This window comes from Pseudokordiimonas caeni (genome assembly GCF_026719705.1).
Taxonomy (GTDB): Bacteria; Pseudomonadota; Alphaproteobacteria; order Sphingomonadales; family Kordiimonadaceae; genus Gimibacter; species Gimibacter caeni.
On the sequence record NZ_JAPPRR010000003.1, the window covers coordinates 39,464 to 54,929 of the forward strand.

Consider the following 15,466-nt stretch of genomic DNA (forward strand, 5'->3'; position numbering starts at 1 on the left):
CACTGCCGCTCCCACATTCAGTAACGGACTTTCAGGCGGGCCATCACGTTCCGGGGCGCACCATAGAAGGCCTGGTCCCAGTAAAGGCTCGTCAGATATTTCTCGTCCGTCAGGTTTTCGACATTGAAGCCGATCTCGACATTATCGGTCACGTCATAGGCGGCGGTCAGCGAGATCAGCGTGAAGGCTTTCTGGCGGATGGTGCCACCGGCAGCTTCCAGATACATGGCCTCCTGCCACTTCAGGGTGCCGCCAAGGCTCAGGCCCTCGATCATCGGCACTTCAAGGCTGGTGCCGAGGTTGAAGGTCTTGCGCGGGATGAAGGTGCGGGTCGGGTTGCCGTCCGGGTCTTTCAGGCTGAAGTCGGTGTAGCCGGCCTGAATGGTCCAGTCTTCGGTGATGCGGCCTGCGGCTTCGATCTCGAAACCTTTGGAGCGGATGTCGATGCCCTTGTAATAGCCGATGCCATCGGCGTTATAGCCGACCCATTCAGCGAAATTGTCCTGATCCGCCTTGAAGATGGCGAACGAGGTATAGAGCCGTTTGTCAAACCATTCGGCCTTGACGCCGGCCTCATAGCTTTTGCCGACGGCAGCACCGAGCGGCTTCAGGAAGGCGTCGGTTTCCGACTGGGCCTCATAGATATCGCTGTAGCTCGCGTAAAGGTTCACGTTTTCGAGGACCGACCAGGTGACGCCCACATAGGGGCTGATCTTGTCTTCCTCTCGGTCCATCGGCTCGTCGAAGCTCACGCCGTCGGTTTCCACATGGATGGCGTTGAAGCCGGCGATCAGGTTGACCTTGTCGCCAAGGTGGAAGTTGCCGGCGCCATAGAAGCGCGCGAACTTGTCGGTCCACTCACCCTTGCGGGTTTCATTCGCGAAGGCAGGACGGGCAATCTCGTTGCCACTCCAGCCGGGGAAGGACGGCAGCGCCCCCCAGGCCGGATCGGTGAAGGGGGCGTCTTCCTGATCGTAGATGCTGTCCGAATGCGCGGCGTTGATCCCGAAGACCATTTCGTGCGCGCGACCACCGATATTGAGGTCACCGGTCAGCGTCGCGTCCAGAAGCCAGCGTTCGGACCCCGCGAAATATTTGCCCGGATAGCCATAAAGACCAAGCCCGGTTTCGCTGTCATAGGCGGGCGAGGAATAGGTGTAAAAGAGCTCCGACGGCTCGTCATACTTGTTCCAGGTGACCACGGCCTTGGCTTCCCAGCCGGCGGGCAGCAGGTAGGTCAGTTCGGCGAAGGCGGTTTTCGACTTGGTGTTCCAGAAGGTCCAGTTCATCGAGGTCGAGGTCGAGACATCGAAATCGGTCTGCTCGCCGTTGGCGTCCAGCATTGGCAGCGCACCCCACAGCACGCCGTCCGACTTGTTGTCCTGCTGCGTGAAGCCGAAGGTGACGGTCGCATTCTCGCCAAGCTGGCCGTCGATTACCCCGTAAAAGACCGTGCGGTCGTTTTCATAAAGGTTGAGGTAGCTGTCACCCGATTCGACAGCGCCCACAAAACGTCCGGCCCACGAGCCGCTTTTCGTGAGTGGGCCCGATACGTCAACCTCAAGCCGTTTGCGATCCCACGAGCCGTAGGAGGCTTCGCCGTATGCCTCGAACTCGTTGGTCGGGCGCTTGCGCACATAGTTGATGGTGCCCGAAGGGTTGCCGGTGCCGGTGAGAAGGCCGTTGGCGCCGCGGATCACTTCAACCCGCTCATAGATGACGGTATCGAGGGCACCCACCACGTTCCAGTTGAAGGGCAGGCCGATGCCATCCACCTGCATGCTTTTGATATCAAAGCCACGGGCGTTGTAATAGGTGCGGTCGGTCTCGACTTCCTCGACATTCACGCCGGTCGTCAGGTTCAGGAGCTTGTTGGCGTCTTTCAGGCCGAAGCGTTCCATGAAATCGCGACCGATCACGGTGACCGACTGCGGGGTGTCCATCAGGTCGAGCGGCAGGTTGGTCGCCCCTTTCGAGGTGCGGCTTTCGCGCGCCGCCACCACAAGGATGGTCTCGATATCGCCACCCGCCTCATCGGCCACGGCAGCGGAGGGGAGGGCGGCGGCAAGCGCCGTGCCGGTCATCAAAAGTGCTTTCAGCGAAAATTTCATGGTTCCTGAGCCTTGTCGTTTATTCGGGGAAGCGCCGTCAGCCGAATGGGCGGCAGCAACGCATTGGCTCCTCTCCTAGGCGAGCATCACCTAGTTGTCAACGATTCTGATAATCATTCTCAACAAATGATTTGAATGACACGCCCGGTCGCAAGCGATCTTCCGCCTGTCGCAAAGGCATTCCGGTTCAAACAGGGTAAGCCATGCTGGGGCAGGAATTATGAGGGGAAGGAAGTTCCGTGATATCCAGACGTTTGAAAGGAATTGTCGTCGGCGTCTGCTTCGTATCGATTTCTGCGGCAGCCTTTGCGGATGAGGGAACATCGGCCGACCGCGAGGCCGTGTTGAAGCTCGAGGAAAGCATTGCGCTGGTGCTCGCAAACGACGGATTCGAACCCTATGCAGCGCTTTTCCATCCGGACTATACAAACTGGATCAATCAGGACGTGCTGATGACCCGGGAAGACTATCTGAACGCTGTCAGGGGATGGTATGACGCCGGAAACAAGGCGGTTTCAACGCACCTCGTTCCTATTTCGCTTGATATCCACGGCGACATCGCAATCAGCCGCAGCCGCCTGCGCGAGGATTTCAACGATGGCACCGCCTTTGTCGGCCGGTTTGTGACAGTCTCGAAAAAGACCGATGGGGTCTGGCTGCTTTATCGCACCAGTTTCACTACCGACTATCGCGGACCGGCAGCGGACGCGCCGACGCCCTAAAGCACGCCGAGTTCGCGCAGGCGTTCCTTCAGGTAGCTGTCGGCGGTGTAGCGGTCGGAGAGCACCACATCGGGGCGCGGGTGCAGGAAGAGGGGCATCGAGATGCGGGACTTTTCGCTGCGTTCGCCCGTCGGGTTGATCACCCGGTGCTTGGTCGACGGGTAGTAATGCCCGGAGGCTTCCTGCAGCATGTCACCGATATTGACGACCAGTGTGCCGAACTCGCACGGCACATCGATCCAGCTGCCGTCCTTCGCCTGCACCTGCAGGCCGGGCTCGTTGGCGGCGGGCAGGATGGTCAGGAGATTGATATCGGTGTGGGCGGCGGCGCGCACGGCACCCGGCTCTTCTGATCCGGTCATCGGCGGATAATGCAGGATGCGCAGGAGCGTCTTCTGGCTGTCGGCAATCATGGACGATAGCGGCACGCGGTAATTCTTCGCGATATCGGCAGGCGTGTTGGCCTCCACCCACGACAGCAGCGTGGCGGCGAGCTTGGTGGCGCCTGCATAATAGGCTTCCACATCGGCGCGCAGCTCTTCCGGGATACGGCCCCACGGGTAGAAATGGAAATATTCCTTGATGTCTTTCACATCATAGCCCTGCGCCTTTTCCGAGATGCTGGCCGGGAAGAAGCCGTCCTGCGTGTCGCGGCTGAAGTCGAAGCCCGTTTTGTCGCCGGTCTTGAACCAGTTTTCCCAGGTCTCGTAAATCCGGCTGACGAGCGCCTTGTCGATCGGATGGTTCTTCAGCACGCCGAAGCCGGTTTCGCGCAGCGAGGTCGCAAACTCGCGGGCGGCATCGGGGGCGGTGAAATCGACGGCGGAAAGGGTCGGCATATTTCTGGTCCTTGTCATTCGGCGCTTTGGCCGGTGTTTTATCCGATGGGGCGGTAGGGGGAAAGCGGATTCATGGGGCCTCTGCCGCCGCGTCGGCGGTGAGCGTCCGGGCTTTCAACACGCGGCCGGTGGCGTGGTAAAGGTCCCCCACAAGCTCCAACGCGTCACTTGCCGCGTCCTGCGGGGCGCGGCCGCTGATCATGGCATCGATCAGGGCGTGCCGGAGCGCCTGGTAATTTGCTTCAAGCGCCTCGCCGTCTATCCCCGTGGCAAGGGCCGCCCGGATCGCGTCGGCAAAAAGGGCGAGGGGGGCGGCTTGCCCGAACCCTTCAAGGCGCGGCGCGCCCTTCAGCAGTGTGGCAGCCTCAAGGGCGTCCTGTGTGGCATGCACGCTATCCAGCAACATCTGCTGGCTGTCGGCGCTCATGTCCGTCTGCCCGAGTTTCGCGGCATAATCGAAAATCTGGCCTGCGAGGATATCGACGTCGGCGCTGTGCGGCGTCAGGTCCGTCGTCGGGTCATAGGGCGGCAGGCGGCGGGTGATGATGGGGACCGTGAAATCGATCAGCCGCCGGGCTTCGTGCTGCAAGGCGACGACGGCCAGCGACGGCGTGGCGATCAGGCTGCGGTCGATATGCTGGGGGCGGCGGCGGTCTTCGGCCGCACTTTTGTACCAGCGGTCGAGCCAGTCGGTCAGTCGGCGTCGGAAGGGCCAGACAAGAACGACACCGCCGATGTTGAAAAGCGTATCGAAAATCGCCAGCGCAATGGCCGGGTGCGCCACCTGCCGGTTCCCCCAGAAAGGCAGGAACAGCATCAGGAGGATCGCTGCCAGAAGCCCCGTCGCCAGATTGAAGAAAAACTGGGCAAGGGCGGTGCGCCGGGCACCAGAGGTGGCGCCGATGCTGGCGATGAGCGCGGTCGTCGAGGTGCCGATATTGGCGCCGACCACCATGGCGGCGGCTGTCGGCACGGCGATGAGGCCGCTTTCCGCCGCCGTCAGCACCAGCGCGATTGTGGCGCTGGAGGACTGCGCCAGCACAGTCAGGAAAGCGCCAGCCACAAGGCCGATCAGGATGCCGCGCTCGCCATAGTCTTCCACAAGGCTCAGCGAGAAGATGCCGGCCTGCGCATCGAACCCGGCCTTCAGTGCGTCAAGGCCCAGAAAGAACAGTCCGAAGCCGGCGACCGCCGTGCCGATGCCGGCGGAGGGGTGCCCGGTGCGCACCATGCGCCACAGCATGCCAAGGCCGATCATCGGCAAGGCGATCATATGGATATCGACCTTGAAGCCGAGCGCGGCGACGATCCAGCCGGTGACTGTGGTGCCGACATTGCTGCCGAGCAAGATGGGGAAGGCGTCGGCAAGGGTGATCAGCCCCGCGTTCACGAAGCCGAGTGTGACGACCGAGACCGCGCCCGAGGCCTGCACAATGGCAGTTGCGGCGAACCCTGCGAACAGGGCTTTCCATGCCGGCCGCAGGCTTGCCGCCAGCACGCTTTTCAGCCGCCCGCCCATGGCAAGTTCCAGCCCGCTTGTCATCATCGACAAAGCGAGGAGAAAGAGGCCGAGCCCGCCGATCAGTTGGCCAATGGATACAAGCGTCATCTGTTCACACCAGGTTCCTGCCGCGTGAGTGCCACGGCGATCATGTCGCCATGTTGATCGAAATCAAAAGCACTATGCATGTGCCTCGCTAGTCTGGTCTTATGATGCCAGTTCGACTTTGGGGAAGATATCCATGAAACCGCGTATTCGCTTCTGCGGCGCCGCCGGCACGGTGACCGGCTCCTGTTATCTCGTCACGGCGGGGGAAGTGACCTTCCTTGTCGATTGCGGCATGTTCCAGGGTACCAAGACCCTGAAGGAACTGAATTACGGTGACTTTCCGTTCGATCCGGCCTCGCTTGATTTTGTGCTGCTAACCCACGCGCATATCGATCATTCGGGCCTGATCCCGCGCCTCATCAAAAAAGGCTTCAAGGGCTTTGTGCAGGCGACGGGGGCGACGCGCGACCTTCTGGCCTATATGTTGCCGGACAGCGGCTATATCCAGGAAATGGAGGTCGAGTTTCTCAATCGTCGCAACCGCCAGCGCGGGCTGGATCCGGTGGAGCCGATCTATACGGCCGAAGACGGCGAACATGCCCTGTCGCGCATTCGCAGCGTACCTTACGAACACTGGATCGAACCCGCGCCGGGCATCCGCGTGCGCTTCTGGAACGCCGGGCACATTCTGGGCTCGGCTTCGCTTGAGGTCGAAATCGTTACCCGTGAAAGCCGGGACGAAAAGGTGCGGATCGTCTTCTCGGGCGATATCGGCCCCGATAACAAGCTTTTCCATCCGGACCCGGAAGCCCCGGCAGGGGTGGATTATGTGATCAGCGAATCGACCTATGGCGGCAAGGTGCGCGAGCGGCTGGGGCTTGAGGAGCGTCGCGCCAAACTGGCGAAGGTCGTGGAAGATGCCATCGGCCGGGGCGGCGTGCTGCTGATTCCGGCCTTCGCCGTGGAGCGCACACAGGAACTGCTGGCTGACCTCGCGGCGCTCATCAGCAGCGGCCGGGTGCGGCAGGTGCCGGTTTTCCTTGATAGTCCGCTGGCGATCCGCGCGACCGGAGTTTTCAGCCGCCACGCCGGGCATTTGCATGACCTTGACCACGGCGCCGACGATTTCAATCATCCCTCCTTCCATTTCACCGAAACCGTGCAGGAAAGCCGGTCGATCGACCGGTACAGCGGCGGCGCCATTGTCATCGCGGCCAGCGGCATGTGCGAGGCCGGGCGTATCCGCCACCATCTGAAGCATTTCCTGTGGCGGTCGGAAACGACTGTGCTGATGGTTGGCTATCAGGCGCCGGGCACGCTCGGGCGCATCCTGATGGACGGCGCGAAGATGGTGAAAATCCAGGGCGAGGATATCCGTGTGCGGGCGCATATCCAGCCCGTGGACTGGTATTCGGCGCATGCGGACGGCGCCGAGCTTGCCGAATGGATCAAGGCGCGGCTGCCGATCAAGGCCGGGCTTTTCCTCACCCACGGTGAGCCCGAGCCTCTCGCCGCCCTCAAGGCCGATGCGGTGGCCCTTGGCCTCGCGCCCGAGCGGATCGTGATTCCGGCCATCGATGATGAATATGTGCTGGATGGCAGTTGCCCGGCCTGCACAGAAGATCATCACCGCCTGCCCGCAAGCGCGTCGCTGGCGGATGACTGGCACAACCGGTTTGCCGATCTTTCGATCCGGCTGCGGCAGGAACTTGAAAGCGCGCCGGACGACGAAGCGCGCGCCGCGATCCTCGACCGTCTGGCAGCGGATCTCAGGCCTTAGGCTCAGGCTTGCCGGAAAGCCAGCGGCGGGCGATGGCGACGCCTGTATCGACCGACGGCGTATATTTCACGGCGGGCGGGCGTACCCCGTGCACGAGAAGCGCGTGGCGAAGGGCCGGGGCTGCACCCGCGATGATCAGCCGGGTGCCGGCGCGTTCAAGCTTTGCGGCCAGCCCCGCAATCGTGTTGGCACCAGTGGAATCAAGAAGCGGCACGCTTTTGAAGTCCAGCACCAGCACCCTGTAGCCATCGGAAATCCGGTCCAGCACCGCGCCGACGGTGGCGGCAGCACCGAAGAAGAAGGCACCGGTGATATGATAGATGACGATATCGGGGTCGGCGGCCTCGTGCTCGTCATAGGGGGTGCGGGTGCCGTCCGGGTTGTCCGGCAGGTCTTCGGGGACAAGCGCCATTTCGGTCTCGATAGCCACACTTTCCGACATGCGGTGGATGAAAAGCAGTGCCCCGAGCGCGAAGCCGACGACGATGGCTTCGGTGAGGTCGCGGAAGATGGTGAGACCGAAGGTGACGAGCAGGACAAGCGCCTCGCCCTTCTGCCCGCGGATGAGGGTGAATATGGCGTGGCGCTCCGCCATGTTCCAGGCCACGAAAACCAGCACACCTGAAAGAGCGGCGAGCGGGATATAGCCAGCAAGCGGCGCTGCAATCAGCATGAAGCCGAGGACGAACAGGCTGTGCAGCATGCCCGCGATTGGGCCGTGCGCACCCGCCCGCACGTTGGTGGCTGTCCGTGCGATGGTGCCGGTGACCACCAGCCCGCCCATCACGGACGACGCGATGTTGGCAGCCCCCTGTGCCACCAGTTCGGAGTTCGAGCGGTGCCGCCGTCCGGTCATCCCGTCGGCGACGACAGCGGAGAGAAGCGATTCGATAGCGCCGAGGAGCGCGAAGGCGGTCGCATCGGGCAGCATGGTCATCAGCCGCGCGGGCGATAGGTCTGGCAGCATCGGCATCGGGATACCGGTCGGCAGGCCACCGAAGCGGCTGTTGATCGTCTCCACCGGCCATGGCAGCGCGAGGGCGACAAGCGTTGCCACGACCACGGCGATCAGCATGCCCGGCCAGTGCGGCCGCACCTTTTTGAGCCCCACGATGGTGAGAAGCGCAATGAGCGCGATGAGGAAGGCTGCGGGGCTGAGGGTCGGGAGCGCGGCGGCGAGCACCGGCAGTTTCTCGGCTAGGGCGCCGGGCTCCGGCCCCGTCAGCGTCAGGCCTAGGAAATCCTTGATCTGGCTGGCCATGATGATCACGGCGATGCCGCCCGTGAAGCCCACCGTCACCGGATAGGGGATGAATTTGATATAGCTGCCAAGCCGCAGAAAGCCAGCCGCCATCAGCATCAGCCCGGCCATGAAGGTGGCGGTCAGCAGGCCATCGATCCCGTGGCGGGTGGCCGTGGCAGCGACAAGCACGATGAAGGCACCCGCTGGCCCGCCGATCTGGAACCGGCTGCCGCCAAGCGCCGAAACAATGAAGCCCCCGAAGATGGCGGCATAAAGTCCGCGCTCCGGCGGCACGCCCGAAGCGATGGCGATGGCGATGGACAGGGGCAGCGCCACGATGGCGACGGTCAAGCCCGCCATAAGGTCCGACCGCAGATGCCCGCGTCCGTAACCTTCCTTCAGCACGGTCACGAGCTTCGGGGTGAAAAGGTCGGCGAATGTTATTTTAGGCAGATGGCGGTGCATGGGGCTTTACCTGGGCTTTTGAAGGAAGAAGGGCCGCTCTTTGAGGAGCGGCCCTTCGGGGTCGTGTCTTATTTCGCGTTTTCGTGGACTGTGATCATCTCGTCGCCCATCTCGCCTTTTTTCAGCCGTTCATGGACCGTGTGGTCATGCTTCAGCATTTGCGGGGCGAAGGAGCCGACGATCATGCCGATGATGGCGGCGATAAGCCCGGCGAACTGCGAGGGGATCAGGGGTTCCTCGGGGCCAAGGATCGACACGCCGACCCACACGATGAAGCCCATTGCCATGGAAAGGAGCGCGCCCTGCTTGGTGGCGCCTTTCCAGTAGACCCCGCACACGAGCGGGATGAAGGCCACAACAAGCGTGATCTGGTAGGCGTTTTCCACCATCTCGAAAATGCTGGCATCGGAATAGATGGCATAGACGGTGACCATCAGCGTGAAGATCGCCGTCACCGTCCGCATGGCAGCGAGGAGCTGTTTGTCGCTCATGCGCTTCATCATGGGGCGCAGGATGTTTTCGGTGAAGGTGACGGATGGCGCCAGCAGGGTGGCCGACGCGCAGCTCTTGATCGCTGACAGGAGTGCGCCGAAGAACAGGATCTGCGCCACGAGCGGCGCGTGCGACAGCACGAGGCTCGGCAGGATCATCTGGCTGTCTTCTTCCATCCACCGGGCTGACATTTCAGGGTCGATCAGCGTGGCGGCGTAGGCCAGGAACATCGGGATGAAGGCAAAGAGGAAATAGATCCCGCCGCCAACGATGGTGGCCCAGACGGCGATCTTTTCGGTTTTGGCCGATTGCACGCGCTGGAAAATATCCTGCTGCGGCATCGAGCCGAAAGCCATGGTCACGAAGGCGGCCACGAAGGCGATCACCGAGGCGAAATTCATGTCCGGCCAGAAGTTGAACTTGCCGGCTTCGGATGCGTGGTTGATGACCACATCAACGCCGCCCACCAGCTCGGTCACTTCGCCGCCGATATAAAGCATGCCGATCACGATGATGACCATCTGGATAAGGTCGGTGATGGCCACGGCCCACATGCCGCCGAAGAAGGTGTAGATGAGGATGGTGACGGAACCGATCCACATGCCGGCCAGCGTCGAGATCTCGCCGCCCGATACCACATTGAACACAAGGCCGAGTGCGGTGATCTGTGCCGCTACCCAGCCAAGGTACGAAACCACGATGGCGAGCGAGGTGATGACTTCCGTCTCGCGGCCGAAGCGGCGCTTGTAGAAGTCACCGATGGTCAGGAGCTTCATCCGGTAAAGCGGCGAGGCGAAAAGGATACCGACAAGGATAAGGCAGGCGGCGGTGCCGAAGGGGTCGGCGACGATGCCCGAAAGTCCTTCCTCAAGGAAGGTCGCCGGGATGCCGAGCACTGCTTCCGCCCCGAACCAGGTGGCGAACACGGTACAGGTGACCATGTAAAAGGGCAGGTGGCGGCCCGCGATGGCGAAGTCGGCGGTATTTTTCACCCGCATCGAGGCATAGAGACCGATCCCGACCGAGACCACCCAATAGGCAATGACAAAACCCAGTAGCATGATGCGCCGTTCACTCCGTCTTCAGGAAAAGCGACGGGATCGGGCGGGCAGGGCCCTGCCGCCTTAAATCCCCCTCCAATCCGCATAGAACAAGGGATACGGCGCTGTAAAGCGCAGAATGGAGGGGGAGGCGCTGTTGGCGGCCTAGACGGCTACGGCGTCGGCGACAAGGAGGCCGGTGTAAGCCACATAGGTGGCAAGCAGCAACCCGCCACGCCGACGGCAGATGCGGCCCTGTTTGTGGTTGTGGCGGTCGTAGCCAAGCACGACAAGCGCGACGGTCAGAAGCCCCATCACCACCATGTCGCGGGTCAGCACCTCGGCCGGCACTTCCATCGGGTGCAGGACGCCCGCGATGCCCACCACCATCAGGGTGTTGAACATGTTGGAGCCGATCACGTTGCCGAAGGCGATGTCATGCTCGCCCTTGCGCGCGGCGGCGACGCTCGAGGCAAGCTCGGGGAGCGACGTGCCGATGGCAACGATGGTGAGGCCGATGAGGAGATCGCTGACACCAAAGGCCTTGGCGAGCGAAACAGCCCCCCAAACCAGCAGCTGCGAGGCGACGACCAGAAGCACAAGGCCGACGATGAGCCAGAAAACGGCCTTGCCGAACGGCAGCTTGTGGCTTGCGACCTCGGCTTCCATTTCTTTCGCCAGCCGGTCGTTCTTCTTCACCCGGAGGGCATTGTAGATCGTCCAGCCGAAAATAATGGTGAAAGCACCAAGGAGGACAAGCGCGTCAAGGCGGCTGATCTCGAGGTTATAGATGAGGATGGCCGACAGGACCGTCACACCGATCAGTACCGGCATTTCCTTTTTCAGGATACCGGAATCGACCTGCACGGGGGCGACAAGCGCGGTGATGCCAAGGATCAGCGCGATATTGGTGATGTTGGAGCCATAAGCGTTGCCAAGCGCGATGCCGGGGCTGCCTTCAAGGGCCGACATGGCGGAGACCACCATCTCGGGTGCCGAGGTGCCGAAGCCCACCACAAGCATCCCGACCAGCAGCGTGGGCATGCCGAAATGGTTGGCGGTGGCGGCAGCACCATCGATGAAGCGGTCAGCGCTCCACACAAGGAGGCCAAGGCCGAAAATCAGGGCAGCGAAGGGTAAAAGCATGGCGGGGCTCAAGCTGGCTAATGACGGGACACAGACATTCGCACACACATGGGGGCCAGCTGCGCGGGTTTCAAGGCCGCCTTTGCCCGCATTCCGTACGGAACACAAGATCGCTTGCGCGGGCGCCAGCTTTGGCACAGTCTGGTGCCTGAACCCGCCACCGGATGGGCCGTTGGCGAGCAGCTATCTTCGAGTGACCGAAATGCCCGATACCCGCGCCCCGCTGACCGATGCCACCAAAGCCGATGCCCTTGCCATCCGCCCGCTTGAAACCGCGCTTGCCCTGCATGCCGAGTTTTATGCCGATCCGTCGTGGCTGGCGTTCGAACAGCGCGAGGTTTTTGGTCGTTCGTGGCAGCTCGCCGCGCATCAGGGTGAGCTCGTGAATGCGGGCGACCATGTGGTGGCCGATATCGCCGGCAAATCGGTGCTGATCGTGCGGCAGGCGGATGGCAGCCTGAAGGGCTTCCACAATGTGTGCCGCCACCGCGCCGGCCCGATTGCCATGAAAAGCGGCACCGGCGCCACGTCGCTCCGCTGCGCTTACCATGGCTGGACCTACAAGCTCGACGGCCAGCTGAAAATGGCGCCAGAGATGAACGAGGCCTGCGATTTCCACAAGGAAGATATCCGCCTCACCGGCATCCGCGTGCATGAATGGCAGGGGCTGGTGTTCGTGGCGCTTTCGGACGACGTGCCGCCCTTCGATGAAGTGTATGCGGGCATCACCGACCGCATCGCGCCGGTTGACCTGTCAAAGATGAAATATACCCGCCGGGACAGTTACGACATCGCCTGCAACTGGAAGGTCTATATCGACAATTTCCTTGAGGGCTATCACCTGCCCTATGTGCATCCCGGCCTGTCGAAAGTGCTGGATTACCGCGCCTATGATACCGAGATCTTCCCCTGGTATTCGCTGCAGCATTCGCCGCTCCGTGGCGGCGAGGGCATCTATGGCGGCGAGAATGCCTGGTATTATTTCATCTACCCCAACATCATGCTGAATATCGTTGATGGCCGCATGCAAACCAACCGCATCCTGCCCAACGGCAACGACCGCTGCATTGTGGAATTCGACTATTATTATGCGCAGGACGAGGAAACCCAGTCCCGCATCGCCGCCGACCAGGAATTTTCAGACGAGGTGCAGGCCGAGGATATCGAAATCTGCGAACATGTGCAGATCGGCCTTCAGTCCGGCGTCTATACCGCCGGCCGCCTGTGCCCCAAACGCGAAAGCGGCGTGTGGCACTTCCAGAACCTTCTGAGGAAGGCGTATGCCCGGCGGGGTTGAAGCACTTCATGCGATGACAGAAAAGCAGCCTAGTTCGAGAGATATAATCTACTTTTTGAACTGTAGGGATAAGCGCGCTCTGAAGAAGCACGCTAGATCTGTAACGATATATCAGGATCATTTCGCGGGGCTAGCTTTGATGGCATCCATAGGCCAGCTTCCGCCATATCACTATGCAAGGCACCATGCCGAAATCATCCCAGAGGATATCCATTGGACTCCAGAGGAACTGGAAGCCTTCGGGAAGAGTAAGGTTGGACCTCTCTCAGATGGCCGGGCTATAAAATTCGCGTCAAAAGTCGACCAAGTTTTCAAGGTGCGGAAACTTCTAAACGCTCACCTGTTCTATACACCTGATCACTCGCTGTGGCATATTTTCTGTTACGATAGCAAGGAGTTGCGGGATCAGGGGAATCATTGGAAGGAAGGTAGTCACCTGCACTACATTTCATTCCTCTGGCCAGAATACAACCTCGCTGAGGCATGGGGACGAGTACAGCGCGGCGATCTAAATTTTTCTGGTAAACTGCATGTTCGTTTCCGAAAACTGAGCACCGACTACTCTTTGCGATAGGCTTCACCCCCGCGCCATTTTCCCCGGATCGACATGCTTGTCGTAGGTCTCGGCGTCGATGACGCCTGAGGCCAGCGCGACGTCGCGCAAGGGGGCATTCTGTTTTTCGGCTTCGAATACCAGTTTCGCTGTCGCGTCATAGCCGATGACGGGCACGAGGCTCGTGGCCACCATCAGCGTGCGGGCGGTGAGTTCCTCTAGCCGCGCTTCGTTCGCCTTCAGGCCTTCGATGCAGCGTTCGCGGAAGCTGTCCATCATGTCGGCAAGCAGCTGCAGGCTTTGCAGCAGTGCATCGGCCATCACCGGATTATTGGCATTCAGCTGGAACTGGCCACCGGCTGCCGTGTGGGTGATCACCGTGTGATTACCGAAGACGCGGGCGCACACCATCACCATGGCTTCAGCCTGTGACGGGTTCACCTTGCCCGCCATGATCGACGAGCCGGGCTCGTTTTTCGGCAAGGCCAGCTCCATCAGCCCGGCGCGGGGGCCGGAGCCGAGCATACGCACGTCGTTGGCGTATTTATGAAGCACGGTCGCGAGGCCGGAAAGCGCGGCCGACGCCATGAAGAGATCATGGTGAGCCGCCATCTTCACATATTTGTTGGGCGCACTCGTGAGGCTTAGTCCTGTGAGGGCGGCAAGTTCCGCCGCCACCTTCTCGCCGAAATCGGCGGGTGCATTGAGGCCCGACCCCACCGCCGTGCCGCCCTGCGGCAAATCGAGCAGTCCTTCGAAGGCATCGTCGAGCGACCAGAGGGCAGCGCGCATCTGGCCCGCAAAAGCCGCGAACTCGGCGCCGAGTGTCATGGGTACTGCATCCATCAGGTGGGTGCGGCCGACCTTCACAAGGTCCCGGAAGGCTTCGGCCTTGGCGTCGGTCGCCGCAATCAGCCGCTCGAGCGCAGGGCGGGTGGCCTCGTGCCACATAAGGAGCGCTGAAAGATCCATCGCCGTCGGGATCGTGTCGTTCGACGACTGACCCATATTCACATGGTCATTGGGGTGCACCGGGCTGGTGCCGCCGCGTTTTTTTGTGAGCAGCTCGTTGGCGTGGCCGGCGATCACCTCGTTCGCATTCATGTTGAACTGGGTGCCCGACCCCGATTGCCAGACGGGCAGGGGGAAATGATCGTTCAGTTTACCTTCGGCAACCTCGTTCGCCGCCACCTCGATGGCATCGGCAAGTTTCGCATCAAGCGCCCCGCGCGCCTTGTTCACGCTGGCGGCAGCAAGCTTGATAAGCCCCAGCGCCCGCCAGAAGACGGGCGACAGTGTTTCGCGCCCGATGGGGAAATTGCGAAGGCAGCGTTCCGTTTGCGCCCCCCAGTAGCGGTCTGCCGGTACCTCGATCTCGCCAAGGCTGTCCTTTTCCGTTCGGGTGAGGGGCGCGCGGGTCATGGCTGGTCCTCCGGTTCCTTCTTTTTGGCCGCCTTGGGTTCGGCCTTCGGGGGCATGTCATAGATCACATTCTTGGGCACATCGGCCCCGCCGGAGATCACGAAGCTCATGGCTTCGTCCATCTTCCAGTTGGTGGGGGTCAGCTTCTCAACGGGCACGATCTCCAGATAGCCGGAGGTCGGGTTCGGGGTTGTCGGCACATACACGGCCGCAAGCTCGCGGCCGGTGTTGGCGTCCTTGAAGGTCTTGGTCACCAGCCCCACGGTTTTCATGTCGGGGTTTGGAAATTCAATCAGAACAACGCGCTGGAAATCCGATGGTGTCATGTTCATCGCGTCGGTCAGGCGCTTCACGGCATTATAGATGGACTTGGCGACGGGGATGCGGGCCATGACGCCATCCACGAGCATGATCGCCTTCTGCCCCACCCAGCGCGAGGCCAGCCAGCCGGTGAAATAGAAAAGCGACAACAGCACCGCCACCGCAAGCGCGGTCTGGAACCAGGGGTGTGTCACCATGCCCATGACGCTGCTGTCGTTTGGCACACGGACCACAATCTGGTTCAGCATCGGCTGGGCAAGATCGCGCACGAAATCAAGGATGAAGCCGAGCGCCCAGAAGGTCAGCCACAGGGGCACCAGCGTGAAAAGGCCAACGATGATATAGCGTCGGGCGCGTTGCGGGAAAGGCGGGCGGGAGGCTGCCGTCTCGGTCAAGGGTTTGCTCCTTATGCATTTTGCGGCCAGCCTAGCGAAAAGCGGCCGTCACTGCCAGTCTAGTTGGTTTAAACGCGAAAGCATTTCTGAT

Annotated in this window: 11 protein-coding genes; 3 read left to right on the plus strand and 8 right to left on the minus strand. The window is 61.4% G+C overall.

Translation table 11 applies throughout. The features are described from left to right. Positions 1 to 17: 17 nt before the first annotated feature. Positions 18 to 2,111: a TonB-dependent siderophore receptor gene (locus tag OU694_RS13465; RefSeq protein ID WP_308911530.1), complete on the minus strand. Its 2,094-nt coding sequence runs from the start codon at positions 2,109 to 2,111 to the stop codon at positions 18 to 20. A 239-nt stretch (positions 2,112 to 2,350) separates the two neighbouring features. Here OU694_RS13465 and OU694_RS13470 point away from each other — a divergent pair, with 239 nt between their 5' ends. Continuing rightward, a complete protein-coding gene (locus OU694_RS13470) occupies positions 2,351 to 2,833 on the plus strand; it encodes a nuclear transport factor 2 family protein (RefSeq protein WP_308911531.1) in 483 nt (160 codons plus the stop codon). On the opposite strand, the gene OU694_RS13475 is transcribed toward OU694_RS13470, so the two are convergent. Further along, a complete protein-coding gene (locus OU694_RS13475) occupies positions 2,830 to 3,672 on the minus strand; it encodes an isopenicillin N synthase family dioxygenase (protein ID WP_308911532.1) in 843 nt (280 codons plus the stop codon). The genes OU694_RS13470 and OU694_RS13475 overlap by 4 nt on opposite strands. A 70-nt stretch (positions 3,673 to 3,742) precedes the next feature. Further along, positions 3,743 to 5,281, minus strand: coding sequence for a Na/Pi cotransporter family protein (locus OU694_RS13480; RefSeq protein ID WP_308911533.1), 1,539 nt, complete (start codon positions 5,279 to 5,281; stop codon positions 3,743 to 3,745). Positions 5,282 to 5,414: 133 nt separating this feature from the next. On the opposite strand from OU694_RS13480, the gene OU694_RS13485 reads away from it, so the two are divergent. After that, positions 5,415 to 7,001, plus strand: a complete 1,587-nt coding sequence (locus tag OU694_RS13485; RefSeq protein WP_308911534.1) for an MBL fold metallo-hydrolase RNA specificity domain-containing protein — start codon at positions 5,415 to 5,417, stop codon at positions 6,999 to 7,001. On the opposite strand, the gene OU694_RS13490 is transcribed toward OU694_RS13485, so the two are convergent. The 3 genes from OU694_RS13490 to OU694_RS13500 all read right to left on the minus strand — a co-directional run bounded on the left by OU694_RS13490 (position 6,991) and on the right by OU694_RS13500 (position 11,387). Beyond that, positions 6,991 to 8,709, minus strand: coding sequence for a SulP family inorganic anion transporter (locus OU694_RS13490; RefSeq protein WP_308911535.1), 1,719 nt, complete (start codon positions 8,707 to 8,709; stop codon positions 6,991 to 6,993). The two genes, OU694_RS13485 and OU694_RS13490, sit on opposite strands and share 11 nt — an antisense overlap. 68 nt (positions 8,710 to 8,777) lie before the next feature. Next, positions 8,778 to 10,262 (minus strand): high affinity choline transporter 1, encoded by a 1,485-nt coding sequence (locus OU694_RS13495; protein WP_308911536.1) that lies wholly within the window; start codon positions 10,260 to 10,262, stop codon positions 8,778 to 8,780. 144 nt (positions 10,263 to 10,406) lie between these two features. Beyond that, entirely contained in the window at positions 10,407 to 11,387 is a 981-nt protein-coding gene (locus OU694_RS13500) for a calcium/sodium antiporter (RefSeq protein ID WP_308911537.1), read from the minus strand. Between the two features lie 172 nt (positions 11,388 to 11,559). Here OU694_RS13500 and OU694_RS13505 point away from each other — a divergent pair, with 172 nt between their 5' ends. Further along, on the plus strand, positions 11,560 to 12,684 hold the full coding sequence (locus tag OU694_RS13505; protein WP_308911538.1) for an aromatic ring-hydroxylating oxygenase subunit alpha: 1,125 nt from the start codon (positions 11,560 to 11,562) through the stop codon (positions 12,682 to 12,684). A 577-nt stretch (positions 12,685 to 13,261) separates the two neighbouring features. Here the strand turns inward: OU694_RS13505 and OU694_RS13510 are convergent. Both OU694_RS13510 and OU694_RS13515 read right to left on the minus strand, forming a co-directional pair. Continuing rightward, the gene (locus OU694_RS13510; RefSeq protein ID WP_308911539.1) at positions 13,262 to 14,659 is read right to left on the minus strand and encodes a class II fumarate hydratase; all 1,398 of its coding nucleotides are present in this window, start codon (positions 14,657 to 14,659) and stop codon (positions 13,262 to 13,264) included. After that, positions 14,656 to 15,375, minus strand: a complete 720-nt coding sequence (locus OU694_RS13515) for a DUF502 domain-containing protein (RefSeq protein ID WP_308911540.1) — start codon at positions 15,373 to 15,375, stop codon at positions 14,656 to 14,658. The genes OU694_RS13510 and OU694_RS13515 overlap by 4 nt, the downstream gene beginning before the upstream one ends. Between the last annotated feature and the right edge of the window lie 91 nt (positions 15,376 to 15,466).

Bases quoted from the DNA above. Each gene is read 5' to 3' on its own strand.
- OU694_RS13510 (WP_308911539.1), bottom strand. From the start codon at position 14,659: ATGACCCGCGCGCCCCTCACCCGAACGGAAAAGGACAGCCTTGGCGAG.
- OU694_RS13485 (WP_308911534.1), top strand. From the start codon at position 5,415: ATGAAACCGCGTATTCGCTTCTGCGGCGCCGCCGGCACGGTGACCGGC.
- OU694_RS13500 (WP_308911537.1), bottom strand. From the start codon at position 11,387: ATGCTTTTACCCTTCGCTGCCCTGATTTTCGGCCTTGGCCTCCTTGTG.
- OU694_RS13475 (WP_308911532.1), bottom strand. From the start codon at position 3,672: ATGCCGACCCTTTCCGCCGTCGATTTCACCGCCCCCGATGCCGCCCGC.
- OU694_RS13490 (WP_308911535.1), bottom strand. From the start codon at position 8,709: ATGCACCGCCATCTGCCTAAAATAACATTCGCCGACCTTTTCACCCCG.
- OU694_RS13465 (WP_308911530.1), bottom strand. From the start codon at position 2,111: ATGAAATTTTCGCTGAAAGCACTTTTGATGACCGGCACGGCGCTTGCC.
- OU694_RS13480 (WP_308911533.1), bottom strand. From the start codon at position 5,281: ATGACGCTTGTATCCATTGGCCAACTGATCGGCGGGCTCGGCCTCTTT.
- OU694_RS13495 (WP_308911536.1), bottom strand. From the start codon at position 10,262: ATGCTACTGGGTTTTGTCATTGCCTATTGGGTGGTCTCGGTCGGGATC.